Source organism: Pararcticibacter amylolyticus (assembly GCF_003130405.1).
Taxonomy (GTDB): Bacteria; Bacteroidota; Bacteroidia; order Sphingobacteriales; family Sphingobacteriaceae; genus Arcticibacter; species Arcticibacter amylolyticus.
Genome location: NZ_QEAS01000009.1, coordinates 243897 through 269445, shown reverse-complemented (window position 1 = coordinate 269445; position 25549 = coordinate 243897). Strand labels below are relative to the sequence as shown.

At 43.3% G+C, this 25549-nt stretch carries 24 protein-coding genes and 2 tRNA genes; 9 read left to right on the top strand and 17 right to left on the bottom strand.

Annotated elements, in window-relative coordinates; translation table 11 throughout:
- Nucleotides 1-524: 524 nt before the first annotated feature.
- Nucleotides 525-707: a hypothetical protein gene (locus DDR33_RS12810; RefSeq protein WP_109416181.1), complete on the bottom strand. Its 183-nt coding sequence runs from the start codon at nucleotides 705-707 to the stop codon at nucleotides 525-527.
- A 199-nt stretch (nucleotides 708-906) separates the two neighbouring features.
- On the opposite strand from DDR33_RS12810, the gene DDR33_RS12805 reads away from it, so the two are divergent.
- Nucleotides 907-2307 carry an ATP-binding protein gene (locus DDR33_RS12805; RefSeq protein WP_109416180.1) on the top strand — a complete coding sequence of 467 codons (1401 nt, stop codon included), beginning with the start codon at nucleotides 907-909 and terminating at the stop codon, nucleotides 2305-2307.
- Nucleotides 2308-2428: 121 nt separating this feature from the next.
- Here the strand turns inward: DDR33_RS12805 and DDR33_RS12800 are convergent, their stop codons facing one another.
- From DDR33_RS12800 to DDR33_RS12790, 3 genes are read right to left on the bottom strand one after another with little or no spacing between them, the layout of a single operon-like run.
- Nucleotides 2429-3115, bottom strand: coding sequence for an ATP-dependent Clp protease proteolytic subunit (locus DDR33_RS12800; protein WP_109416179.1), 687 nt, complete (start codon nucleotides 3113-3115; stop codon nucleotides 2429-2431).
- 4 nt (nucleotides 3116-3119) lie between these two features.
- The gene (locus tag DDR33_RS12795) at nucleotides 3120-3392 is read right to left on the bottom strand and encodes a hypothetical protein (RefSeq protein WP_109416178.1); all 273 of its coding nucleotides are present in this window, start codon (nucleotides 3390-3392) and stop codon (nucleotides 3120-3122) included.
- Nucleotides 3373-3915 (bottom strand): RNA polymerase sigma factor, encoded by a 543-nt coding sequence (locus DDR33_RS12790; protein WP_109416177.1) that lies wholly within the window; start codon nucleotides 3913-3915, stop codon nucleotides 3373-3375. The genes DDR33_RS12795 and DDR33_RS12790 overlap by 20 nt, the downstream gene beginning before the upstream one ends.
- Before the next feature lie 223 nt (nucleotides 3916-4138).
- Here DDR33_RS12790 and DDR33_RS12780 point away from each other — a divergent pair, with 223 nt between their 5' ends.
- Complete coding sequence (locus DDR33_RS12780) at nucleotides 4139-6502, top strand: TonB-dependent receptor (RefSeq protein WP_109416175.1); 2364 nt, start codon at nucleotides 4139-4141, stop codon at nucleotides 6500-6502.
- A gap of 530 nt (nucleotides 6503-7032) precedes the next feature.
- On the opposite strand, the gene DDR33_RS12775 is transcribed toward DDR33_RS12780, so the two are convergent.
- Nucleotides 7033-7920 (bottom strand): LysR substrate-binding domain-containing protein, encoded by an 888-nt coding sequence (locus DDR33_RS12775; RefSeq protein WP_109416174.1) that lies wholly within the window; start codon nucleotides 7918-7920, stop codon nucleotides 7033-7035.
- A 121-nt stretch (nucleotides 7921-8041) separates the two neighbouring features.
- On the opposite strand from DDR33_RS12775, the gene DDR33_RS12770 reads away from it, so the two are divergent.
- A complete protein-coding gene (locus DDR33_RS12770; RefSeq protein WP_109416173.1) occupies nucleotides 8042-8593 on the top strand; it encodes a hypothetical protein in 552 nt (183 codons plus the stop codon).
- Nucleotides 8594-8757: 164 nt separating this feature from the next.
- Here the strand turns inward: DDR33_RS12770 and DDR33_RS12765 are convergent.
- The 3 genes from DDR33_RS12765 to DDR33_RS12755 form a co-directional block, all read right to left on the bottom strand.
- Nucleotides 8758-8843 (bottom strand) — tRNA-Leu (locus DDR33_RS12765).
- A gap of 51 nt (nucleotides 8844-8894) precedes the next feature.
- Nucleotides 8895-8967 (bottom strand) — tRNA-Gly (locus DDR33_RS12760).
- A 79-nt stretch (nucleotides 8968-9046) separates the two neighbouring features.
- Nucleotides 9047-9535 (bottom strand): regulatory protein RecX, encoded by a 489-nt coding sequence (locus tag DDR33_RS12755; protein ID WP_109416172.1) that lies wholly within the window; start codon nucleotides 9533-9535, stop codon nucleotides 9047-9049.
- Between the two features lie 56 nt (nucleotides 9536-9591).
- Between DDR33_RS12755 and DDR33_RS12750 the strand changes: the two genes are divergently transcribed.
- Together DDR33_RS12750 and DDR33_RS12745 are read left to right on the top strand one after the other, a co-directional pair.
- A complete protein-coding gene (locus tag DDR33_RS12750) occupies nucleotides 9592-12066 on the top strand; it encodes a bifunctional UDP-N-acetylmuramoyl-tripeptide:D-alanyl-D-alanine ligase/alanine racemase (protein ID WP_109416171.1) in 2475 nt (824 codons plus the stop codon).
- A 68-nt stretch (nucleotides 12067-12134) separates the two neighbouring features.
- Nucleotides 12135-12776, top strand: coding sequence for a DUF502 domain-containing protein (locus DDR33_RS12745; RefSeq protein WP_109416170.1), 642 nt, complete (start codon nucleotides 12135-12137; stop codon nucleotides 12774-12776).
- On the opposite strand, the gene DDR33_RS12740 is transcribed toward DDR33_RS12745, so the two are convergent.
- Complete coding sequence (locus DDR33_RS12740; protein WP_109416169.1) at nucleotides 12770-13309, bottom strand: O-acetyl-ADP-ribose deacetylase; 540 nt, start codon at nucleotides 13307-13309, stop codon at nucleotides 12770-12772. The two genes, DDR33_RS12745 and DDR33_RS12740, sit on opposite strands and share 7 nt — an antisense overlap.
- Before the next feature lie 98 nt (nucleotides 13310-13407).
- Between DDR33_RS12740 and mprF the strand changes: the two genes are divergently transcribed.
- Together mprF and DDR33_RS12730 are read left to right on the top strand one after the other, a co-directional pair.
- Nucleotides 13408-16026, top strand: a complete 2619-nt coding sequence (gene mprF, locus DDR33_RS12735; protein ID WP_109416168.1) for a bifunctional lysylphosphatidylglycerol flippase/synthetase MprF — start codon at nucleotides 13408-13410, stop codon at nucleotides 16024-16026.
- Entirely contained in the window at nucleotides 16023-16706 is a 684-nt protein-coding gene (locus DDR33_RS12730) for an AcvB/VirJ family lysyl-phosphatidylglycerol hydrolase (protein WP_109416167.1), read from the top strand. Before mprF ends, DDR33_RS12730 begins: the two co-directional genes overlap by 4 nt.
- A 5-nt stretch (nucleotides 16707-16711) precedes the next feature.
- Here the strand turns inward: DDR33_RS12730 and DDR33_RS12725 are convergent, their stop codons facing one another.
- From DDR33_RS12725 to DDR33_RS12695, 7 genes are all read right to left on the bottom strand, one after another.
- Nucleotides 16712-17395 (bottom strand): hypothetical protein, encoded by a 684-nt coding sequence (locus DDR33_RS12725; protein WP_109416166.1) that lies wholly within the window; start codon nucleotides 17393-17395, stop codon nucleotides 16712-16714.
- 61 nt (nucleotides 17396-17456) lie between these two features.
- Entirely contained in the window at nucleotides 17457-18155 is a 699-nt protein-coding gene (locus tag DDR33_RS12720; protein WP_109416165.1) for an ABC transporter ATP-binding protein, read from the bottom strand.
- Between the two features lie 183 nt (nucleotides 18156-18338).
- Entirely contained in the window at nucleotides 18339-19709 is a 1371-nt protein-coding gene (locus DDR33_RS12715) for an NAD-dependent succinate-semialdehyde dehydrogenase (protein WP_109416164.1), read from the bottom strand.
- A gap of 1 nt (nucleotide 19710) precedes the next feature.
- Complete coding sequence (gene bamE, locus DDR33_RS12710) at nucleotides 19711-20106, bottom strand: outer membrane protein assembly factor BamE domain-containing protein (RefSeq protein WP_109416163.1); 396 nt, start codon at nucleotides 20104-20106, stop codon at nucleotides 19711-19713.
- Nucleotides 20107-20194: 88 nt separating this feature from the next.
- On the bottom strand, nucleotides 20195-20407 hold the full coding sequence (locus tag DDR33_RS12705; protein WP_109416162.1) for a hypothetical protein: 213 nt from the start codon (nucleotides 20405-20407) through the stop codon (nucleotides 20195-20197).
- Between the two features lie 14 nt (nucleotides 20408-20421).
- Complete coding sequence (locus tag DDR33_RS12700) at nucleotides 20422-20730, bottom strand: YgaP family membrane protein (protein WP_238387791.1); 309 nt, start codon at nucleotides 20728-20730, stop codon at nucleotides 20422-20424.
- Nucleotides 20731-21344: 614 nt separating this feature from the next.
- A complete protein-coding gene (locus DDR33_RS12695) occupies nucleotides 21345-22424 on the bottom strand; it encodes a 3-oxoacyl-ACP synthase III family protein (protein WP_109416160.1) in 1080 nt (359 codons plus the stop codon).
- A 241-nt stretch (nucleotides 22425-22665) separates the two neighbouring features.
- Between DDR33_RS12695 and DDR33_RS12690 the strand changes: the two genes are divergently transcribed.
- A complete protein-coding gene (locus DDR33_RS12690; protein ID WP_109416200.1) occupies nucleotides 22666-23613 on the top strand; it encodes a D-2-hydroxyacid dehydrogenase in 948 nt (315 codons plus the stop codon).
- 43 nt (nucleotides 23614-23656) lie between these two features.
- Here the strand turns inward: DDR33_RS12690 and DDR33_RS12685 are convergent, their stop codons facing one another.
- On the bottom strand, nucleotides 23657-24547 hold the full coding sequence (locus DDR33_RS12685) for an aldo/keto reductase (RefSeq protein ID WP_109416159.1): 891 nt from the start codon (nucleotides 24545-24547) through the stop codon (nucleotides 23657-23659).
- A 276-nt stretch (nucleotides 24548-24823) separates the two neighbouring features.
- Here DDR33_RS12685 and cobA point away from each other — a divergent pair.
- Nucleotides 24824-25549, top strand: a 726-nt coding sequence (gene cobA, locus DDR33_RS12680) for a uroporphyrinogen-III C-methyltransferase (protein ID WP_109416158.1), incomplete at its 3' end; no start/stop codon positions are given.

Genomic DNA, 25549 nt, shown 5'->3' with positions numbered 1-25549 from the left:
TTCTTTCTAATATTGCCATATAGTTTGTCTTTTGTGGCTGCAGAAGCGTCGGAGGCCCGGGAGGATCATATTCTCTGAAGGAGGTTCCTGGAGGGTCAGGGGCGCCGGTGCTGCCGGCTATGAGAGTAAAGTTGGGATATTGAAAGATAGGGATCAAGTGCTGATTGTTATTTAGATTAATTATAAATAAACCCATGTATTTACAGGCTAAGTGCCATACAGAACCCGCCTTTTTCATAAGAAAGGCGGGTTCTATGCGGTATATAAGAGGGAGATGAGCGGGAACATTTATACTGCAATCGGGAGGTGGGTGGGAAGTGACTGGGGGATGATCTGAGCCTGGGTTAAGGATAAGCTGATTTGACTTGGTATGATTCGGATTTAAAGCTGAGCTGGATTTGAGCAGAATATCTTAAGAACTTATAAGAGTTATTTCCATCTCCTTATTAAGGACACTTGTAAATACCCTCGTCCTTGCCCGGAAGAATGCTGACTGGGAATACAGGATCAAGAAAAAGATTAGACTACAAAGGGATGTTCAGAGCCTGCTTATATAGGTGGCTTTCTTTAGCAAGACTATCAAAAAGAATGCAGTCATCCGGGTCATCTTCGCGTTTTAACTCCCTCAGGGCTCTTTCGTAAGCAAGAACTCTTTGGGAATTAATCTCAATCAGGCTACTAAGTTTATCTAAAGTCTCTGGCTTCATTTTAAAATTAAGTGAAAAACATTGGCGGGGAAGTTTTGTTTGACACCATTTAAAAAATTATTTTTGTAAAACATGGGGTAAGCCTTTCATAAATTCGTACTTTAACCGGAAAAGCTAAAGAACCTATAAACTGATTCAATGGAGATAAGTTAATTTTAAAAGCAAACCTGTTTACTGAGTATGTCATTATAAATTGATAATGAAGAACATTAGTTTTTTTCACTATACTAAGGCAAACGGATACCAGGCGTATCTTGTATCCTGCGCATTGATTGCTTTATGTACAGTAATAAAATTGACCTTATTCGATGTTTTAGGAAGCAAGACTCCTTTTCTCCTGTATTTCTGTATTATCGTATTTATCGCTCAATATTATGGCGCGAAACCTGGTGTGTTTACAAGTATTTTAACCGTTCTTGTTGTCGATTACTTCTTTTTTGAACCTTATTTCAACATCACTTTAACTTTTAACGGGGCAGTTCAGATTTTCGTATTCCTTCTGGAATGCCTTCTGCTGGTATACTTATGTTCCGGAAAGGAAAAGGAAGCCAGGCGTTCGGGAGAATGCAGCAAGATGTTTCAGACATTAGTTGAGAAGAGTACTGACGGGATTATGATGGTTAAGCTGGATGGGAAAATTGGGTATATCAGCCCTTCTGTGTCCAGAATAACAGGCTATGAGGCGGCCGAATTGCTGCAAATGGATATCTGGGCATTACTGCTGCCGGATGAAATCATGAATGTGAAGGAACATTTTTATCAAACGGCGTCACACCCGGGCGAAAGTATTCATATACTGCACCAGGTCAAGCATAAATCCGGTAATACAATATGGGTAGAGAACACGGTAACCAATTTGCTTGAAGAACCGCTTTTAAAAGCGGTCATTATGAATTTTACGGATGTGACGGCAAGGGTAGTGAGGGACAGGCAAATGGAAGATTTTATCGGCATTGCTTCACATGAGCTAAAAACACCCTTAACCAGCCTCAAGGCCTATACCCAGGTATTAGAAATGAGGATGAAGAAGGAAAATAATGCCACTTCTACTATTCTTGTCACTAAAATCGACCAGCAGATTAACCGCGTGGTCAGCATGATATTCGATCTTCTTGATGTAACCAAACTTCAGTCGGGGATCATGCATTTAAATATTGCCCCGTTTGATATAAATGAGCTGATAAATGAAGTGACGGAGGCTATGCAGAATTCGGGGCATAAACACCAGATTGAAATAGATCTTGCTTCTGCGGTTACAGTCAGGGGAGACAGGGCCCGGATCAGTCAGGTGTTAACGAATATGATCTCAAACGGGATAAAGTATTCGCCTGATTCAGCGTCAGTGAATGTTTATACGAGAATTGAGGATAATCAGGTTAAGGTATTTGTTGCAGATCATGGGATCGGGATCCCGCCGGGTGAAATCAGGAATATTTTTAAGCGTTTTTACAGGGTAAGCAGCGTAAAAGAGTCATTTCAGGGACTTGGCCTGGGACTCTATATATCCCACCAGATAATAGAACGTCACGGAGGAAAAATGGAGGTGATAAGTGAAATTAACAGGGGTTCTACGTTTTGGTTCAGTTTACCGTTATTCTGAAAACAGGCCGTTTAACAGGTGACGACGGGTGGTTTTACCATGATACAGAAGAAGTAAGGACTTCTCCTGTATTTGTAAACCGGATCTTTTGGGCAATTCCACCGGACTTGTAAAATCGTTTTTATCCTCCCAGCACTTCGTCAATCATGCCAAATTCTTTTGCTTCAGAAGCGATCATCCAGTAATCCCTGTCGGATGCATCATGTACATTCTGATAATCACGGCCGGTGTGTTTGGAGATTATCTCGTAAAGTTCCCTCTTTAATTTCAAAACTTCACGTGCGGTAATTTCGATATCTGACGCTTGTCCCTGCACTCCCCCCAACGGCTGATGGATCATGATCCGGGCGTGACTAAGAGCAGCCCTTTTGCCGGGCGCTCCTGCACAGAGAAGGACAGCGGACATAGATAGTGCGGTGCCGGTGCAAATTGTTGCTACATCGGGTTCGATATATTGCATCGTATCATAGATGCCCAGGCCGGAATAAACTACTCCACCCGGCGAATTAATGTAGATCTGGATATCCCGTTTGCTGTCTATGGACTGAAGGAAAAGAAGCTGTGCCTGTATGATGTTTGCCACCCTGTCATCTACAGGTTCTCCCAAAAAGATCACTCTGTCCATCATCAGACGGCTGAATACATCCATCTGAGCGACATTCAGCGCTCTTTCTTCGATGATATAGGGGGTCATTGCCAGAGGCAGGGATCTTTTGTTGACGGATGATATAAAGCTGTCAACCGTGCCACTTTCAATACGCCTGTGCTTGATAGCGTATTTTCTGAATTCGTTTTTTTCTGTCATGATACGATTACGTATTGTGAAATATGCTCAGTATTTTGTTTCGGAATCCCGGTTTTTCCGGGTTGTTAAAAAGTTTATCGAAGACTGCGGAAGCTTCTTTTTTTATTTCATTTCTTGCATATGAAGTAATGATTGTATAGGTCTTTTTCTGCCATTCGACATTTTCTGACAGCAACGGATTTAAAATAAGCCTTGCCTCAAACAAGAGGGCATCCTGGGGAGATAGTCTATCCATGAGATAGTCCTCCGTTTCTTTTATCTCATTCAATGAAGTCCTCATATTGAAACGATTTTTCTTTTACAGTATTCCTGACCTTCTCCATGCATTTGTGCTTCTGTACGGTGGCAGACCGGATCCCGGAGTATCCAAAGTGAGTCGCTATTTCGCCGGGACTAAACTTGTCATAGTAGAAAGCTTTAAGCAGGTCCATACATTTTCGTCCGGCACTGGCCAGAAAATCAGTGATCCTCTGTTGTGCGATTATAGGTATTGAAGGCTGAGCCATTTGCTGACTCTCATGAAGGTCATCGAGATTGACATTGAGAGAGCCTTCTTTGTACTTCTTGATCCACAGGATTTTAGATGTTCCCAGGATATAAGCGTTCTCATTTTCCACGTCATTGTTGCTTCTGGTTTTCTCATAGTAAACGATGAGAGCATCCTGGAAGACATCTTGTGCCTCCTCCAGGTTCCCGCCCTGCCGCCTGATATATCTTGCCACAAGAGGAAAAACCTTCTCGTAGAGACTTGTGAATAATTTTTCACGCTGCTCTGATTGCTTTAGAATGTGATTCTTTTGCATTTGTGATGGTGTTTATTTGTATGTGCCGGTTTTCCGCCAATTATCACCTTTTATTAAAAAATAATAATACGAATAAAAGCCGCAAGATGAGAGAGTGCTTTTGGTTTGAAGCTCATGAATTGAGTAAGGGCTGGACAATAGATTTGGACAAATCAGGATTCTTTAAAAAGAAACTATTTAGAATGAGTTTAAATAAATGTATTATTGCGCCAAATTTTAACGCATGAGGCCAAAACTATCTTCACTACTTACAATATGCAGTTTACTTATTCTATCCAGTATAGCTAATAGTCAAGTCCTTAAATTAAGAGGGCTTATTAAAGACTCTTTATCGGCAGTTCCGTATGCAACAATTCAAGTCAATCAGCAAAAAACTTCGGGTGATGCTAAAGGGCATTTTGAGATTTTTGTGCCTGCCAGTGAGGTTTTACGTATCAAAGCATCTGCTACAGGCTATGAAACTTTAACACTAACGTTGTCGCCGCTTCTGAAAGATACGGTTGTCACTCTCATGCTCAAACGATCTGACCTGGCTCTGGCTGAAGTGATTATTTCTGCGAGCAGAAAGTTCGAAAGTCCTAAGAACGTCGTTTCATCAGTGAGTATAGTTTCCAAAAAGAAACTGGAAACCGAAATAGCGGTTAATCCGGACCTGACCAGCATTTTAGCTAACCAAGTACCAGGATTTGCGCCAAGCGCCCAGTCAGGCAGCAACGTTGGGCAGAACCTTCGCGGCCGGCCCATGTTGGTGATGATCGATGGCGTAAGCCAGTCATCGCCGCTTAGAAATGCCGAAGTTGATCTTCGCTCCATAGACCCTTCGGTTCTTCAACAAATCGAAGTTGTTAAGGGAGCCACGGCTATTTACGGAAACGGCGCAGCAGGGGGATTAGTAAATTATGTGACGCTTGTGCCGGATACCGCTAAAACGTTTGGCGGAAAAACCGATATTTTTCTGAATAGCTCGCTGGTCAAACTGCGTAATTCAGCAGGTGGACGCATCAGTCAGATGTTTTACGGAAAGGTCAATAAGTTTGATTACGTAGTTAGCGGTGTGGCTGAACAAACCGGGGAATACAAAGACGCCAAAGGAGATGTGGTTGGCCCTAACTACAGCCTTGGTGAAACCGACACCTATAACGCCTTTGCGAAAATCGGTTTTGAACCGACAAAAAACCAGCGGCTGCAGTTGGTTTACAATTACTACAGCAGTTTGCAAAACAGCAACTTCACCCTGGTAAATGGGAACCTTGCAACCGGTCAGAAAGCCACTGGTGTATTGGGAAAGCCGCTTGGTATCCCAACAAGAGCGAAATATAACCACAACGTGCATTTATCATACAAAGTGGACAGCCTGTTCCTGAAAACCAGTTTAACCACCGACGTTTACTATGAAAAGCGTGAAGACGTGTTCTATGTTTCACTCGGACGATTCGATGGCGGGGACGGTCAGTCTTTGGCGCACAACGATAAAAAAGGAATCCGGTTATTCCTTCAAACACCACTGGTGAAAACTAATACGATCCATGCTAACCTATCTTACGGAATTGATGTTTTGAAGGATAAGACTTCGCAGCCTTTGGTTGATGGACGTGTATGGGTGCCGACAATGGACATGACCAACCTCGCGCCATTTGCCCAGGCAGACGTAACTCTTGTACGTGACCTGGTATTAAAGACGGGTTTCCGTTTTGAGCGCGTCAATATAGACGTAGACGATTACCGAACCCTCAGGATCACCAATGCAACCGGCGCAACCGTTACGCCATCTTTTGATGTAACCGGTGGTGCACTGAAGTATAATACAGGTTTGTTCAACGCCGGGTTGAAATATAACCGTCATGAATTATTTAGCCCTTATGTAAGTTTCTCCCAGGGATTTTCAGTAATGGATATTGGATTGGCTCTAAGGGACGCCAAGGTGAATAGCATTGACAAGATCAACACCGATGCAGTAAAAGTGAACAACTATGAGGCTGGCTTCGGGAGCCGCTATAAAGGGCTTAATTTTTCGGCTTCTGCCTACCGCAGTACTTCAAAGTTGGGCATCGAGGTAGTTTACGACCCGGCAACCGCCTTGTTCAATACTAACCGCAGCCCGGAAAAGATATATGGCTTTGAGTTGGCTGCATCTTACCTGTTAAACCGGGAGTTAACTATTGCCGGAAGTTACAGCTATACGGAAGGCAAACGCGACGTAAACAGTAACGGGAAATACAATGACCCTGAAGATACTTATCTCAACGGAAGAAGGATTTCCGCTCCTAAAATTACCGGAAGCATTGCCTATGCACCGCTCCAGGTGATAGATATTACACTAAATTATACTGGTGTTGTAAGCAGAGACAGGTTTGTAAAAAACAGTACAGGAATATATAACGGCAATGAAGGCGCGGTTAAAGCTTATAATCTATTCAATCTGATTGCAGGGCTACGCGTCAATAAAAGCACACGTATTAGTCTGGGCGTAGAAAACCTGTTTAACGAGGATTATTTTCCTGCACGCTCGCAATGGTTCATGCAGCCTGGTTTTTATTCAAAAGGTAGAGGAAGAGCGGTCAATTTTGGAATTTCGGTTAAATATTAATTGGACGGTATGTACTATTACAACTTAACGATGCACCCGTTCGTAATGACATCAGCATCGTTTCAAAACAAGCTGCTTTGTAACACTCCTAAGAAATCAGGTAAATAAATCTGCCGGATTTCTTTCGAACAGTTTCAAAACTAACTCTTGTTTCAGAGTATGAAAGAATAGAGATGAGAAATCAATCTCCGTTTCCCTTTGATTGAACTCGAATATGAATTCTCAGGCTGTTCGCGGACCTGCTCATTATACATTTGTACGCGGCGGATGTTATCGAGGTAAAACTAATGGAAACAAAAAAAGGGATTCGCAACTTGCGAATCCCTTGTGAGTAAACGAGAAGATACAATTTCTGATCATTTTCTAGAGGACATTGAGCTTCTCGTACGTGTAATCGCATAAAATTTTAATGACGACGCGAAGATTATCCAATTACTTTCATGTTTCCTATTGCAAACCCAACTATTGTGCCGCTAAAACCGGCGATTGAGTATTAGTATTGATAGTAAGTCAAGAACCATATCATTCCTTTAAATATGGTAATCTTTGGCATAACAGCGCAGCTTTTCAGCAAGTACCATGGCTGCCTTTTTACGATAGGCGTTGATCGGCCATGTTATCGTAGCATCCCTTTTCATTCCTTCTCCGGTAATTTTAATGGTTTTCAAATCCGGGTATTGACTTACCGAAGAGCCCATCAGCACGGTACACCATCTGCCGGTATTTACTAACTGTAGCAGCATATTAATATCGTTCACTTCCATTTCTACTTTCAAGTTTAGCCGGCGCTTCATATGGATCTGGTTGAAGAAGTCACGAATACTATACCCTCCAGATGGTAAGATCAAAGGCAATGTCTCCAATTTCTTTAAAGTCAGTTGCCTGCTTTTTGCGCATGGATGATCTTGGTGAGTGATCAAGGCAAGGCATGATGAGAACAGCTTTTCGGAACTATATACCATGTTTGATTGCGCAGGCAGGAAGGATAACAGCAAATCAATTTGCCCCTGTTCCAATTTGATCAGCAGTTCTTGTGTAGTTCCAAAAATTACTTGCAAGCTGATGCCCGGTAGTTTCTCATTAAAATCAACAATAGCTTTAGTAAGCACATGCATCAATCCATAAGTTATGCCGATGGCTAACGTGCCTGTTTGCAGGTTCATCAGATCTTTAAGGATGTTTCTGCCGTTCTCCGCATCTTTTGCCGTTTTTTGGGCGTAAGGCAAGAACAATATTCCGGCCTCCGTCAGCCTGACGCGCTTACCGATCCGATCGAATAACAAGATACCCAATTCATCTTCCAACTGCTTGATCTGTTGCGAAAGTGTGCTTTGCGTAATAAATAGTTGATTAGCCGCTTCAGTGAAATTATGCAGTTCAGCGGCCTTGATAAAGTACTTCAGTTGTCGCAGTTCCATAACGTGCAGAGCTTTTTGTAAAGATAATTTTTAATCGGTTTTATCGATGTGATAGATCGGAAAAAAAGGTTTAGACGATTAATAAAAAGCGCAGAACTTTGAATCAACAAAAAAACACGTTATGGAAATTCAACAAACCTCAGAAAACGCTTTATCTCATTCGGTAGTAAAAGCAATTATCAACGCACCTATTGAAAAAGTAAACATAGCCGACTGGGTACTTAACCTGCCCGATGCTGAATACCAAAAATGTTCTGTTAATCATATTGCAGCTGGTGCTACTATAACTTATGATGGACAACCGATGTCTATCAATGTGGAAATGATTGGAGATGCTTTAATAATTCAGCATTATGTAGCTACTGAGTATCGGGCTGATTATTGCCGTATGCTATCCCTGTCTGATGTGATCAGCAAAAACGGGCGTAGTAAAGTTCAGGTGCTTTGGGAATTGAAAGCGACAGCCATAGATGAAAATACTTGTGAGTATACTAACGAGATCCACGCCACAGCTACGCCGGATTTTCTGGAATTTATTAAGCAACATGGCGTTACCCTGGCACAGGCAGCAGCAGCCCGTCAGGCTGCATCAGATGTCCATAATCACGAAGAGACGCCGCTGTTTGCTAAAAGTATTGAGCATAAAGCTCTAACAGGAAATTATGGTATATGATATAAGTATGAAAAACAGGTCAGTCAAATTAATCAGTTTGCCCGTAGGGAAACCGAAGGTTTTGGGTGCGAACCGCTGGTTGCTCCACAGGTTTCCGGATTGATCCCAGAATTCCGCTTGATCCGTATTCATAAAAAAAGCCGGCTCATATAAGCCGGCTTCTGTACCTGGGGCGGGAATCGAACCCGCACTCTCTGTAAGGAGAACAGGATTTTAAGTCCTGCGTGTCTACCAGTTCCACCACCCAGGCAGGTGTGGGTAACCTTTTAAAATAAATCCCTTCTTTTTGAGAAGGGATTCGAGCGAAAGACGAGATTCGAACTCGCGACCCCAACCTTGGCAAGGTTGTGCTCTACCAACTGAGCTACTTTCGCATGGTGTCCTTTGTTTTGGTGATGCAAATATAGGCAGAAAAGCATGTTTGTCAATATAAAATTAATTTTTTTTAAAGTTTTATAATAAGTTGCTGGATTTCAATGCGTCAAAAACAAGATCGCTTTCATAACCTTTTTGTATGGCATACTGCGCCAGCTTTTGTTTTTTTCTGAACGGGTCCGCTTCTTTTATAGAAGGGGCTTTTTTTGTTAATACCGCTTCGAGCGCAGAGAGATATTCATCCTCGCTGATCCGGGAAAGTGCTTTTGAAATAAGTCCTGGTGGCACACGTTTGAATTTAAGTCCTTCCGCAATTTTTAATTTCCCCCATAGTTTCATTCTGAATTTTCCAAGTGCATACGTACAAGCAAAGCGTTCTTCATTCAGAAAATTACCCTGGATGAGTTCTGTGATCAATTCTTCTACATCCTGATGATGTAAACCCAGGCTATAAAGCTTGTCTCTGACCTCCTGCTGTGAACGTTCCTGGTAAGCACAAAAGTGTTCAGCTTTAGCAAGTGCGGTTTTCTTATCCGGGGCTTTTAAAGGGGCTTGTTTTGATTGCATTTCAATTATAAAATTATCGTTGATTACTGGAAAAATAAACTGAAATTTGACAGCAAATGTATCACAAATCATATTCTATTGATGAGATCGCTGAAATTGTTAATACAAAGAACTTTATAAAGATCTCAGATGCTGCCATCACTACGCTTGCATTCGACAGCAGGCGATTGGGAGATATTATTCATACTCTTTTTTTTGCTGTTAAGGGCCGGAGAGACGGCCATGACTTCGTTAGAGAAGCATATTCTTCAGGGATCCGGAATTTCGTGGTTTCTGACGAAAGGAATTTTGCGGAAACTTGTCCGGACGCAAATTTCATTGTGGTTCCTGATACTGTAAGGGCCTTGCAAACGCTGGCTGTTTATCATAGGAGCCAGTTTAATATACCCGTAATCGGGATAACCGGCAGTAACGGGAAAACCATTGTAAAAGAGTGGCTTTATCAACTTCTTGCACCTGAGAAGAACATTGTAAGAAGTCCAAAAAGTTATAACTCCCAGATAGGAGTGCCTGTATCTGTCTGGGGAATGGGAGAGGAACATGAACTGGCTCTTTTTGAGGCCGGAATTTCCAGGAAGGGGGAGATGGAGGCACTGGAGGGAATTATAAAACCGGCAATTGGTGTTTTAACGAATATAGGGCAGGCACATGAAGATGGCTTTTCTTCAGATCAGGAAAAAACCGTTGAAAAGCTAAAGCTTTTCAACGATTCCGAACTGTTTATTTATTCGCCTAAATACCTGGCAGAATACAGTGGCAGTATTCCGGGGAAAAAAACGTTTACCTGGGACTGGAACAACGAGAGTGCAGACCTGAACATCATAGAGGATGTGATATCTGCCGATAAGTCTCACCGGCTTGTAAAGGGCGCATTTAGCGGTGAAATTATTCAGTGCCTGGTTCCCTTTACGGATGCGGCATCTGTAGAAAATGCCGTTTGTTGCTGGGCTACGATGCTCGCTCTGGGTTATTCCCCGGCAGTCATTGATTCCCGGATCGGGAAACTTCACCCTGTCGGAATGCGCCTGGAATTAAAAACAGGGATCCATAACAGTTCGATAATAGACGATTCGTATAGTTTGGATATTTCTTCTCTTACTATTGCGCTTGATTTCCTTAAGCAGCAGAATCAGCATCAGCGCCGCACGCTTATACTTTCGGATATTCCTGGAGCGGGAATGAATGCCGGTGCTTTGTATAGCCAGGTTGCAAGACTGCTGGAGAATAAGGATGTGAACCGGTTGATTGGTATCGGAACGGAGATCAGCAGGCATGCAGATAGATTTACTGTCGATTCGGTGTTTTTTGAAAGCACATCTGACTTCCTTGATAATCTTGATTCAGTTAGCATTGCAGATGAGTCGGTTTTGTTAAAGGGGGCGCGTCGTTTTGAATTTGAAAAGATCAGCAAGGCTTTGACAGAGAAAGTTCATGAAACGGTTCTGGCGATCAATCTGAATGCTCTTGAGAATAATCTGAACCATTATAAGTCATTGCTGAAGCCGGGGGTAAAGATCACGACCATGGTGAAAGCATTTTCTTACGGAAGCGGAAGTTTTGAAATTGCTAACCTGCTTCAGTTTAACCGGGTTGATTACCTCGCGGTTGCTTTTGCAGACGAGGGGATCGCTTTGAGGCAGGCGGGAATTACTCTTCCCGTGATGGTGATGAACCCTGATGTTGCAGGTTTTGATACCATGATTGAACATGATCTTGAGCCTGAGATCTATAGCCTGCGGGTGCTGAACGAATTTGTTGCAAAGCTCAAAAGGAAAGGTCGTGAGGAGTATCCGATACATGTTAAGCTTGATACCGGGATGCACAGGCTGGGCTTCCTGGAAGAGGATGTGCCTGCTTTACTTGATGAACTGACTGGTTTGACTGCTATCAGGGTTAGAAGTATTTTCTCGCACCTTACAAGTAGTGAGGATCCGGCGGCTGATGAGTTCACCAGACAGCAGATTGGATTGTTTAAGGAACTCACTTCCCTGATTGAAAGCCGGCTGGGATACAGTGTTATCAAGCACATTGCCAACACCTCTGCCATTAGCAGGTGGCCGGAGGCCCAGTTTGATATGGTGAGGCTGGGAATTGGCTTGTATGGCATAGACAGCGCCCGGGAGGCAGGGGTGTCTCCGCTTGAAACAGTAGCTTCTCTTAAAACGAGTATCTCTCAGATCAAGCATCTGAAAGCTGGTGAGACAGTAGGCTATAACCGCCGGGGTGTCATGCAGAGGGACGGAAAGACGGCTACAGTGAAAATAGGATATGCGGATGGTTATGACAGGAAACTCGGGAATGGCGCCGGGAAAATGATTGTCAACGGAAAAGTGGTGCCCACCATAGGGAACATCTGTATGGACATGTGCATGCTTGATATTACCGGTGTCGATGCGAAGGAAGGGGATGAAGTGATTGTGTTTAATGACCAGGTCACTGTTGAAAGCATTGCCAAAGAGATGGGGACCATTCCGTATGAGATTTTAACCGGAATTTCTCAGCGTGTAAAAAGAATTTACTATTATGAGTGATTCCCCCGTATAAGAACTAAGTTGCAATCACGCCGTGGTTGTATTTAAATATTTTTTATCTCATTTATATGAATAAGCTATTCAGGATATTAATAAACTATTTCATCAAAGGAGTTCTTGTAGTAGTTCCTTTAGGTGCAGCTATTATGCTCATATTCTGGGTTGTATCTTCGGTAGATCAAACTCTCAACCTGAGCGGGCTATGGATTGATCCGAAGACAGGGCAACCGATTTATATTCCCGGCCTCGGTATTTTGACAGTCATCATCATCATTCTCCTGGCCGGAATAACAGTGACGAATTTTATTACCGAGCCGATAAAGAACTGGTCGAACCGGTGGCTCAACAGACTGCCACTGTTTAACTTTCTGTATTCGTCCATTAAGGATCTGACGGAGGCATTTGTAGGAGACGAAAAGAAGTTCCATGAACCTGTAATTGTTGAAATAAATAATCACGGATTCCGGCAGGTTGGTTTTGTTACGCAGAAGGATCTGTCGCGCCTGGACCTTCCGGGAGATGTGGCGGTTTATTTTCCTTTTTCGTATTCATTTGCGGGACAACTGGCCATCGTTCAGGCCGACAAGGTAAAGCCTCTGGATATGAGTGCCAGCGAAGCAATGAAATTTGTGGTATCAGGAGGGGTAAGCGGCCTTGATAAACCTCACTTTAAACACCCGCACCAGGATGCTCCCAGGAGGCATCAATGATCAGGTAATTGCTGATGGAGCTTTTGGTAGAGGGCAAAGTTTTCATCATCATAGCATATAAAGGTGACATCTACAGGAGAGGGAGTTACCTCCAGGAAGTTCTTTACAGTAGTAAAGGCTATTCCTGCCGCTTCTTCTTTGGGAAACCTGTAGATTCCGGTACTGATGTTTGGAAACGCAATGCTTTGGATGCCGTGCTTTAAGGCGAGTTCAAGGGAGTTATTATAACAATTTTTTAATTTTTGCCGCTCCTGGTTATTTCCTCCGTTCCAAACGGGCCCAACCGTGTGGATGACGTATTTTGCGGGAAGATTTCCTCCGCTGGTAATGACTGCTTCACCGGTTTGGCATTTTCCCTGCCTTGAAATAATTTCCATACACTCTTCGAGTATTCTTTTGCCGCCGGCGCGGTGAATAGCACCATCGACACCACTACCTCCCATAAGGGAAGAATTCGCTGCGTTCACAATTGCATCTACGGATTCTTTGGTTATATCCCCTTTTATTACCCGGATATTTTCTTTTGAAATCATGATAGATAAATAACAATAAACCTGCCCGTATAGTTTAGGTAAAAATGTAAACAACGTCTATATTTGCCAATAATAATTTTTTAGGGAATACGCGTCAAATGAGGTTTTCCGGTAAAGACACTATCACTGCGCTTAGAGAAAAAAGTGTTCCCTTTTTGAGGGAAAATGTAAAAATTATCTCTCAGTTTATTTTCACCATTTTCTTTATCGGAGTTGGGATCTGGTTTATAAAGCATGAAAGGGCTGAACTTGTGCAGGTGCAGGCTGTTCTTGCTTCTTCATCTCTTCAGTGGCTGGCTGCGGGTATTATTCTAACCATCGTATACATTGTCCTGCAGGGACTCATGTATGTGGCTTCGTTTAGAGCTATTGGCTCGCAGGTGAACCTGTATGATGCAATTGTTCTTTTCCTTAAGCGTAACTTTATCAGTGTGTTCTTGCCAGCAGGCGGAATTTCTTCTTTAGCTTTCTTTACCGGGGATATTGAGCGGAAGGGTGTTAGCAAATCACAGATTCATTTTGCGTCCTCTGTTTATGGCTTTGTCGGGATATTTTCGGTGATCATCGTTGCACTTCCTGCTTTCCTCTACGGTTTATTCCAAAAAAGCGTTGGCAAAGGAGAGTGGTTTGCTCTTGCTTCTGTCATCATTCTTATAGTTGTTCTCACAGCAGTATACCGCTCAATCATGAGCCAGGGAAAAGTCTATAACTGGCTTATTAAGATTGCACCTTCCTCTGTTGTCCTGCTGGATGATTTACGCAGTAATAAAATAGAGCGGAAAGGCTTCCTTGTCACGATCCTGTATAGTATCCTGATTGAGTTTGCGGGCATCGCTCATTTATATATCGCCATGCTGGCTCTCGATTTTGAACCTTCAGTTCTAGCAGCAGTTTTTGGTTATATTATTTCTGTCATCTTCCTAATTGTTTCCCCTTTTTTAAGGGGACTGGGAGCGATAGAGGTTTCAATGGCTTATATTCTTACCAGATTCGGTTTTTCTGAGGTTCAGGCTATCGCCGTTACTTTTCTGTACCGTTTCCTGGAGTTCTGGCTTCCATTGCTGGCTGGTGCGCTGAGTTTTTTGTTAAAGATAAACCGGCTGCTGATGCGTGTTCTTCCGGCCTCATTCCTTTTGTTCCTCGGAGTAGTGAATATTGTTTCTGTGCTTACTCCAACTATCACCACCCGGGTGCGTTTCCTGAAAGGGATTTTAGGCCCTGAAGTGATAGAAATTTCCAACTACTTTGTTCTGGCAGCAGGTTTGTTCCTGCTGGTTACCGCAGCCTTCATGCTGAAGGGACTGCGTACGGCGTGGTACTTTGCTGTTGTGCTCAGCTTAATTTCTATTGCGGGAAACATTACTAAAGCAATTGATTATGAAGAGGCTATTGTTGCTATAGTGGTGCTGGTGGTGCTGATCGTTTCGCGCAAGGAATATTATATCAGAACCAACCCGCGATTGAGAAATACGGGAATTCAAACCACGCTGCTCAGCATAGCGGCAGTACTTCTTTATGGGATCATTGGCTTCTATTTTCTTGACCGCAAACATTTTGATACGGATTTCAGCCTCTTCCAGTCCTTCCGGTACACTTTAGAAAGCTATTTTCTCCTCGAGAGCAATGATCTGATCCCCCGGGATTCTTTCGCTCAAAACTTTCTCTACTCAATCAATATCAGCGGGTTCCTGTCTTTTGCGTTTCTGCTGTATACGCTCATCCGGCCTTATGTGCTTAAAAGCACATCTTCGGCAGACGAATTTAACCGGGCCAAAGAGCTGCTGGATAAATACGGGAATTCATCATCTGATTACTTTAAGACTTACTTTGATAAGCTGATCTATTTTCCTGAGAGCCTGGATGCATTTATTTCATACAGGATAAGCGGCAATTTCGCTGTCGTTCTGGACGATCCTATAGCTGCCGATGAGCAACAGATGAGTGCTTGTATTGCGGAGTTTGACCGCTATTGTTACAACAATGGATTAAAAAGTATTTATTACAGAGTTCCCGAGTCAAGCCTGAATATCTACAGGGATCTTGGTAAAAAAGCTTTGTTCCTCGGACAGGAGGGAGTGGTAGATCTTGTTAATTTCTCGCTGCAGGGAGGAAGTAAGAAATCAATGCGGAATGCTCTCAAAAAAGTGAGCGACAGAGGATACCAGGCCGTTGTTTATCACCCGCCCCTTAAAGACGGATTACTGCAGAGACTTAAGGCGGTTTCTGATGAGTGGCTGGAGGAAACAGGGAGGAAAGAAATTATCTTTTCTCAGGGAATGTTTATTGAGGAAGAATTAAAGGAGCAGGTAGTGATTACGGTGGAGAGTCCGGAGGAAAAGATTGTCGCTTTTCTCAATGTGATCCCCGACTATGTAAAAGGAGAGGGTACCTATGATCTGATCAGGAAAACTGCCGATGCTCCTAACGGGGTAATGGATTTTATTCTGATCGAGTTGTTTAACTACCTGAAGAATGAAGGTTATGAAGCGGTAAACCTCGGTTTTGCACCATTGGCAGGAATGGATACTGCCCGTACTTTCCCGGAAAAGTCAATGAAGTTTGCTTACGAGAAAATCCGTTCTTTTTCTCATTATAAGGGTTTGAGAGAATATAAAGAGAAGTTTGAGCCGGTATGGTGTAATAAATATTTGATTTACAATCAGGATTATGATCTGTTTCAAATGCCGGCACTTTTAAGTAAGGTGATTAAACCATGATGAGGAGTGTTGTTGTAACGATATTTTTAAGCCTGTTGGCCGGGTTTGCGAAGGCTGATAATGAGCCGCTGCCGGTGAAACTAATTCCGGCTAAAGCGTCCCCGGCTCCCCTTGTTTTTTTAATTTCCGGTGATGGCGGCTGGAATAATTTCATTCAATCTGTTTCAGAGTGCCTGGCCAGAAAGGGCATGCCTGTTGCGGGGCTGGATTCTAAAAGTTATTTCTGGAAAGGCCGGTCTCCCGGCCAGGCTGCTGCCGATATTCATAAAGCCATCATTTCGTCGTTGAAAGCAACGGGGAAGAAGTCATACATTCTTGTCGGTTATTCTTTTGGTGCATGTATCGTCCCCTTTATAGCAAGCAGGACACCGGAGAATCTGCGGCAGCAAATGGCAGGTGTGTACTCTATTTCACCTGATGAAAGAGGCGATTTTGAAATCCATATTTCTGACATGCTAAGTTTAGGAACAGTAAAAGGTTCCTATGATGTAGTGGCTGAGATGAAGAAAATTAAAGAAAAGCAGCCTGTTTGTATATTTGGAAGTGCAGAAAAAAGCTCCGTTGTGAAGCGGTTCTCCGATGCTGGCATTAAAACAGTCACATTAAGCGGTAATCACCATTATAATAATAATTATTGCGCACTTGCAGAGACTGTTGCCCGCAATGAGGGTATAAAGTAAATTATCTAAAGTTGTTTTTTGATTGTTTCAATGCTCTTGGCGAGACGATACAGATTGGTTCTTGTCCCTACATTGAATGCGAGCGTATGCATATTGCTGTGTTGGATCTGTCTGGTATGAAGCATGTAACTAATCTCCGCAAAAAATTTGAAGGTGCGTTTTCCATAGTCTACGCCGGTATTTAACCTTAGGGTTCCTGTAAAAGAGCTTTTATTTCTGAAATTTATCTCAGAAGCCTCTGTATCTACATTTCCTCTGGGTTCATTGATAATTCCTCCCCCAATGCCTGCAGAGCTAAATATTCTGAATTTTTTCACCTGGGTGACAAGTCCTCCTGAAAACGTAGCGATATATAGCTTGGCACTGGCGTTTTTCATTTTGTAACCGTAATCCGGATCGTCATATTTCTGATCATATTTGAAGTTCACGTAGTCAAGCGTTGGATAAATGAAATACCTGGGGTTTTTACAAAGGATCTGAAGCCCGATTTCTGAAGAGAAACGGGGCCGGAGCACGGACGACACTTCACCTATCGGGAAAGCCATGCCTATCCCTTTAATACTGAAAACTCTTCCTTTTTCAAGTATTTCCTGGCTTTTATCAAGCAGGGTATCAATGTTTTGAGCGTTAGCTCTATTCAGACCGGTAGTCAGAGCCAGTAAAAATAGGGGGATACAAAGTTTGTTCATTGTTATCTAAGCAGAGCAAAAGAATAGCGATTGCTCCTGCTATAAACAAGACTGCCCCTTATTAGTTTGCCTTCGGCTGTAATACCGGTTCTTCTATCCGTTCAACCCGTCCATCCAGCAGATGCACAATCCTCGAAGCGTAAGCTGCATTTTTTTCAGAATGAGTAACCTGAATAATTGTTACCCCGTCTTCCTCGTTGAGGCGTTTGAACAGTTCCATGATCTCCTCGCCCTGTTTTGAATTCAGGTTTCCGGTTGGCTCGTCGGCCAGAATAAGTTTTGGCCTCGCTGCAATGGCGCGGGCAATTCCGACCAGTTGCTGCTGGCCTCCTGAAAGCTGAGAGGGAAAAAGATCTTTTTTTCCAACGATCCCAAACCGGTCGAGAGTGTCGGCTACTATTGCTTTGCGCTCGGGCCCTTTAACGTTTTGGTAGATCAGGGGAGTTTCTATATTCTCGTATACTGTAAGTTCATCGATCAGGTGGTAAGCCTGGAATACGAAGCCGATGTGCTGCTTATAGAGCTGAGTACGGTGCTTTTCTTTCAATCCGAAAACCGATTGCCCTAAAAAGTTATACTCGCCTTCTGATGGCTCATCGAGCATGCCAAGGATATGTAAAAGAGTCGATTTTCCGGAACCGGAAGGTCCCATAATAGAAATAAAGTCTCCTTCGGCAGCCTCGAAATTGATATCTTTCAGGATAAAGCTCCTGGTGCCGCCAACATTATACCATTTATAAATGTGTTTTAAGCTGATCATACTGTTCTCTGCAATAAATATAAGAATAGTGGTTTTAATTTACTGCAGATGGTGCATTTAACAGACCAGAAATATAAGCACTTGTTTGCGTGTGGGTTAGTAAAGATGCCGGTTTGCTTTGTGCCCGTTTCCGGACAGATCCTGATCATTTAAGGACAGGATGGGTAAGCATGACGAAGCCGGTTATTTGCTGATGTATACCGTTTTGATATTGACGAATTCTTTGATCCCCCAGGAACCAAGCTCTCTTCCATAGCCGGATTCGCTGATGCCTCCAAAAGGTAATTCAGGGGTAGAGCGAACAAGGCTGTTTACAAATGCACAGCCGGCGTTGAGTTTATTCGCAGCAATGTGCTCTCCCCTTTGAATGTCTGTGGTGAATACAGCAGATCCCAGGCCAAAGCTCGTATCGTTTGCAATAGCGATGGCATCCTCTTCGTCCATGGCAATGATCACCGCAGCAACGGGGCCGAATAGCTCTTCGTCGTGTGCAGGCATGCCTTTCCTGACATTCACCAGTAATGTAGGTGGGTAGAATGCATGAGGCCCGTCTTCGATCTTACCGCCCAGGATACATTCAGCCCCCTGGTCAATGCTTCGCTGTACCTGTTCGTGTAGCTGGTCACGAAGGTCTTTCCGTGCCAGTGGGCCTAGTTGTGTGTCTGTAAGTAATGGATTGCCCACTGTACAGGAAGCAAGTTTTTCCCTGAACCTGCTGATGAAATCTTCAGCCACTTTTTCTACCACGATAAACCGTTTCGCGGCTATGCAGCTCTGGCCGCTATTGATGAGCCTGCTTTCTGCACAGACAGCAGCCGCAAGTTCGATATCAGCATCTTCCAGTACTAAATAAGGATCACTTCCTCCAAGTTCCAGAACGGTTTTTTTGATCAGGGATCCCGCTTTTGCAGCGACATGTTTCCCGGCTTCTGTGCTGCCTGTGAGGGTAACTGCTTTTATCAGGGGATTTTCAATGATGCGTTCTATCGCATCACTTCCAGCCAGGAGAGTTTGAAAAACGTGGTCAGGAAATCCTGCTTCTATTAACACATCTTCAATAGCCAGAGCGCATCCGGGTACGTTCGATGCATGTTTCAGCACTCCGCAGTTTCCTGCCATAAGACCTGGCGCTAAAAATCTGAATGTTTGCCAGAAAGGAAAATTCCAGGGCATAATTGCTAAAATGACTCCCAATGGGTTAAATGTTACGTAGCTTTTTGCTGCATCCGTTTTTATTTCTTCAGGGGTTAAAAACTTCTTCGCATTTTCTGCATAATATTCGCAGACGAGAGCGCATTTTTCAATTTCACTTTCACCCGCTTTTACCGGTTTTCCCATTTCCAGTGCAATCAGTTCAGCCAGATCCCGCTTTCTGTTCCTTAACACTTCTGCTGCTTTTTTCATGTGCCGGGCACGTACTTCAAATGACTCGTCCTTCCAGCTTAGAAAAGATTCGTGTGCACGCAGAATTTTCTGTTCAATCAGCTCTGATGAATGCGGCTCGTAGGTTTTTATGATCTCACCATTGAAGGGGTTAACCGATTGTATACTCATATTACCTGGATGAAGAATCGTTGTCTATCTTATCTTTAATTTTTTCACCGGCCCGGGCTGCTTTATCCGTGATATTTTCAAGGCCGTCCTTTACCTTTTCATTTGTTTTATCAAGCCACATCCCTATAGAATCGGCACGGGCTTCAGGAGATGTAAGGATGTGGTACACCGTATCTTTTCTAAAAATCACAGTACGGCTTGAATCGGGGTAATCCCATATTTCAGTTTCGTTTACCACATTTTTGCTTTTGGGTTCCCCTACTATAGTGAGTACTTCTTCTTTTGACATGCCTGTCTCCACAACAGAGAGGGACTTAGGTGAATTGCTGCAGGATACTGCTGTAAATAGTAAAACGCCTGCAACTGATTGAAATACAGCTTTTAATTTAAGTCTCATATACAGAATAATTATGCTGGCAGGATAACAGAATGGCAGGATGAATTGTTTACCGGGAGGGAAGAAGCAGGGGCAGCATCTGCCCCTGTCAGGTTTTTCTTTGGCGAATAAGTTCGCCTACTTGCTGAGCGTCAGATTCGGTGTAGCTGCCTTTTACGAATACCCAACGGCCTTCCTGCTCTTTGAGTACGGCCACAATGCTTCCCGATTCTTTCAGCGTATAACCATTATCTTCAGGTAATACCGTAAAGTCTTTTTGTCCGGCTGAGAGTTTAATGCTTATGTCAAAAGGTTCTTCCACGATAAAAAACTGAATTATAAAACGGTAACTTGTTCAGGGCGATCAACAATAATCGCTGTTGTATCCTGACAGCTTTGTTCGATTACTCCTTTTACAGGACAATACCCGGTTACCCCCCTTTGCATAAGAGATCCGCCTACGGCGATTTCCGCCACGGCAATTATAGGGTGGGAGAAAATGTTGGTTATACCCTGGAACAGAATAAATGCTCCGGTAGCTACAGACAGAATTCTTTCTGATTTGCCTACGTTAGCATTTTCGTTTTCCTGGAGCAGGGGGCCTTTGAATGTTTCTTTAAGTTTGTCAATTACCTGGTTGTTCATAGTATTCATGTTTATTTCTGAACAACAGTTCTAAGCGCTTACTGTTTTTTCTTTCCTTTATCAGAGAATTAAGTCCCTCTTTATTAAATAATTTTCTATTTGCTATTAAGGAAATTTTACATATATTTGATAATTGCTCATCTGGCTGATTATAGACCTCGCCCTTAACTTCCAAAGTTAAGGGTTTTTCTTTTTTACACGGTTTCCTTTGCTAAGAGTGGCCGAAAGCAGTGCTTTAGTTGCGAATTCTTAAAGATATTAGTGTTTTCTTTTGTTCAGGCGAATCCAGTGAGAAACCAGGTGTGAGTGCTCTGTTTATCTGATCGCCGTCTTTTTTCCCTATCAGGCAGCCTTTGAAAGTGGGAGTAACTAGTTTACGTATTGTTTTGGGAGTTTCTCTTTTCACACAGCCGGTTACAACCAGACCGGAAAAAGCAGGTATTCTGTCTCCCGGTCTGGTTATTGCTGATATCTATGCTATTGGCTTTCTGTGCTGTGTGGCGATTTACCTATCTGATTTGCGGATGAATCCGGATGGTTCAGATTCATCTGTAATTACTGCATTTACAGGCCTAACTGTTCCGGCTCTTGTCATTATCAGATTGCCGGATTATTTAGAACTGGTAGATGACAGCATTTATATTCATACCTGCACCTACAGACGCTATTACGACCTTATCTCCGGGATTTATCGAATGCTCAGGCATTTTTCCTTTCATGATCATATCGAGTAAGGTAGGGACTGTAGCAACAGAACTGTTCCCTAACCAGGATATACTCATGGGCATGATATCTTTTTCGGGGGCATTCAGTCCATATAATTTAAACAGCCTTTCCAGAATGACCATATCCATTTTTTCGTTTGCCTGATGGATCAGCACTTTGCTGATGTCGGTGATATGAAGGCCTGCTTTGTCGAGTGTGTCTTTTATTAATACGGGGACGTTGGTTATCGCAAATTCATACAGCTTGCGGCCATTCATTTTTACAAACAGGTCTTCCTTACTTGAGTAGCCGGCGGAATAAGAACCCTCCATGGCCAGCAGCATTGCGTGCTGAAGTGCGAATGTGCGGGTTTTATGAGCTAAAATGCCAGTTTCTCCCTCGTCTGAAGCCTCGAGGATCGTTGCGCCGCTTCCATCCCCGTAAAGCATTGAATCCCGGTCGTGGGGATCAATAATTCTTGACAATGTCTCCGTTCCTATTGCCAGGCATCTCCGGGCATCTCCGGACCGGATATAATAGTCGGCCTGAATTACAGCCTGTACCCAACCCGGGCAGCCAAAAGGAAGATCGTAGGCCACACAGTCCGGATTCTCTATCTGCAAAAGCTGTTTTATCCGGGATGCCAGCGAAGGGACAATATCTACCCGGTTGCTTCCGTCCCGAATGTCTCCGAAATTATGCGCTACAATGATATAGTCAAGCGTTTCTTTTTCAATTCCGGAGCTCTGGAGAGCATCCAGCGCAGCCAGATATCCCAGATCTGAAGCTCTCTGTTCCTTTGAAGCATAACGTCTTTCCTCAATGCCAGTGATCTCTTTAAACTTTTTGATGATCTCCGTATTGTTTTTGGGAATTGGATTTCCTTCTTTGTCGCAGAACTGGTGATCCAGAAAGTATTCATTCTTTATAATGGTCCCGGGTATATAGCTACCTGTGCCCGCGATCACTGAGTATGGGTTATTTTTCATGTATTAATTGTATAGTTAATCTACGTGTTGTAATTCGCTTTGAGAGGTGGGTGAGAATAGTCTGTTGCTGCATGGCCATTTGTCTATATGGTATATTTTTTATTCTTTTAGCTGACGATAGCAAACACGACATGTATTCTTTTTAAGAATGAACGGCTTTAAGTTATTTGAACGAAAACCGTTTTGGTTATTGGTATACAAAGTAACAATTTTATTTCTTTTCCTCAGAAAAAATATTAAAATGAAAGTAGTTGTAATAGACGGAATTACATTGAATCCCGGAGATCTGAGCTGGGAATTTCTTAATGAAACAGGTGATGTTCAGATTTTTGACAGAACAGAGCCAGGGGAAGTGGTGGACAGATGTATGGATGCTGACATTGTTCTAACGAATAAAATTTCCTTCGACAGACAGATTCTGGAGAGCCTGCCAAATTTGAAGCTTATCAACGTGACGGCCACTGGTTATAACATAATAGATGTCGATGCAGCAAGGGAAAAGGGGGTAAAAGTTTGCAATGTGCCGGATTACGGCACTGAATCTGTTGCGCAGCACACCTTTGCGCTTATTTTGGAGCTGACCAATCAGGCCGGGCTGCACAGCCGTTCGGTTTCTGAGGGTAAGTGGACTGCTTCCCCGGATTTTGCATATGCACTTACCCCTCTGACAGAATTGAAGAATAAGACTATCGGGCTTATTGGATTTGGAAATATTGGCAGGCAAACTGCCCGGATCGCAAAAGCCTTTGGTATGAATGTTCTTTATCATACTCCCCACCGTAAGGATACCTCGCTGGCGGAATATGCAGAGCTGGACTCTTTATTCCGGCAAAGTGATATTGTATCTCTCCATCTTCCCTTAACAAATAGCAACAAGGGGTTTGTAAATAAGGAGCAGCTGGAGAAAATGAAGAATACAGCTTTCCTTATTAATACTGCGAGAGGGCAGCTGGTGAACGAGGCTGATCTTGCAGAAGCACTTAGCAATGGCAAAATAGCAGGTGCGGCAACGGATGTTTTGTCTGAAGAACCTCCGGTGGCGGGAAATCCCCTGATTGGTGCGAAAAACTGTATTGTTACACCTCACAATGCCTGGATGAGCAGGGAAGCCAGACAACGGGTATTAGAGATTACTTCTGATAATCTGAAAGGATTTCTGGAAGGAAAAGAGATAAATGTGGTAAATTAATCATCAGTGACAGCTGACGAGTTTCGTCGTTTATCGTCATCCTTTATCTGTGCTGCTCGTAGTAGTTTTGCCTGACGGCCTCTTTGAGGAAATTTATCTCCGATTTGGAGAGGGCTTGTACGTTGATCACGCCAGCAGCGTCTTCGAGCTGTTCAGGAGTTCGTATGCCAACTACCGCAGAAGTTACAGCAGGGTTTTGGATTACATAGAGAAGGGCGGTTTCTGCTGCGCTTCTTTTTTCCCCTGCGACAAATCCGACAGCTTTAGCAACGATCTCTACTTCTTCCTCTGAGTAGTTTAAATACATCTTAGGGGGCTTTCCGGCCAGGAGTCCCTGGGCAACACTCCCTCTTGCCAGTACACCGATATTGCGGGAGGACAGGAGGTCGAAGCAGCTTTCTTCCGGTCGTCTGTCCAGAATGCTGTACTGCATCATAACACTTACGATGGAGGAGCGCATGACGTATTCTTTTATCACATTCGGGCGAATAGAAGAAATGCCGTAATATCGGATCTTTCCCTGTTGTTTAAGTAATTCAAAGGCTTCAATTGTTTCGTCAATGTTGTCGTCAATCGTTCCGCCATGTAATTGGTACAAATCCAGATAATCGGTTTTTAAGCGGCGCAGGCTTTCATCTGCTGCCTTCAGAATATAGTCTTTACGCGGATTCCAGTCCCATCCGCTTCCGTCCGGCCGCCACTGGTTTCCTACTTTAGTTGCTAAGATTATATTGTTGCGATGCGGCTTCAGAGCAGTTCCGAACAGTTCTTCATTCATTCCTTTATCATACAGGTCTGCCGTATCAAAATAGTTGATGCCAAGACCGATAGCTTTATGAATGATGGCGGTGCCGGATCCTGGTTCGAGCGACATGCCTCCGAATCCAATTCTGCTTATCCTCAGTTCCGATGTTCCTAACTGTTTGTAGTCCATGCCTGTTCTTTATATAATTAACAACTTTACAAGTGGGGGTTGTTTTCTGGAAAATACCTTTTTGTATCCTCTCAAACTTAGATAAATTGCGTTTATATGCAAAATTTATAAGTCATATAAAAAAATTGAATCATATAGATAAGTCCGGGCCTGGAGTTTTGCTTTATAGAATAACCGGGATAAAAAAAAGATATATCTATTGATTTCGAATAAAAGCCGGCATCCGGACTTTTTTTGTTCCTTTTTTGCGAAAGGAATTGTATTTTTCTCTGTTGAATGGATAAGACAATAACAGAGAAAGCAGTATTGTATGTAATAGGGGCTGGTCCGGGTGATCCGGATTTAATCACTCTTAAAGCATACAGGACCTTGAAAGAATCACGTGTTATTCTATATGACAATCTCGCCAACCAGGAATTACTTGATCTTGTTCCGGAGGAATGTGAGAAAATTTATGTCGGAAAGCACCCTTACGGACAATATACCCCCCAGGAGCGGATCCACGAGCTGATTCTTGAAAAGGCTGCTGAAAAAGGCACTGTGGTAAGGCTGAAAGGAGGGGATCCTTTCATCTTTGGAAGAGGATTCGAAGAGATCCTTTTTGCAAGGGAGCATGGAATAGAAACGTATTACATTCCCGGGATCACAAGCATGCAGGCCGCAGGCTTTGCTGATATACCACTTACTCACAGAACGATCAGCGAAGGGATCTGGGTACTTACGGGAACCAAAAAGGATGGCCGCTTGTCCTCTGACCTCAAATTGGCTATGCAGAGTAATGCTACTGTGGTGATTTACATGGGAATGAAGAAACTGGAAGAGATTGCCGCAGTTTACATCGTTGAAGGAATGGGGGAGACTCCGGCGGCCATCATTCAGCATGCAACTTTGCTGAAGCAGAAATCGGGCACCGGTAAAGTCAAAGACCTTCCCGCCATTGCAGAAAAAAATGGCTTAACCCATCCGTCTATTATTATTATCGGAGAAGTAGTCGGGCTGACG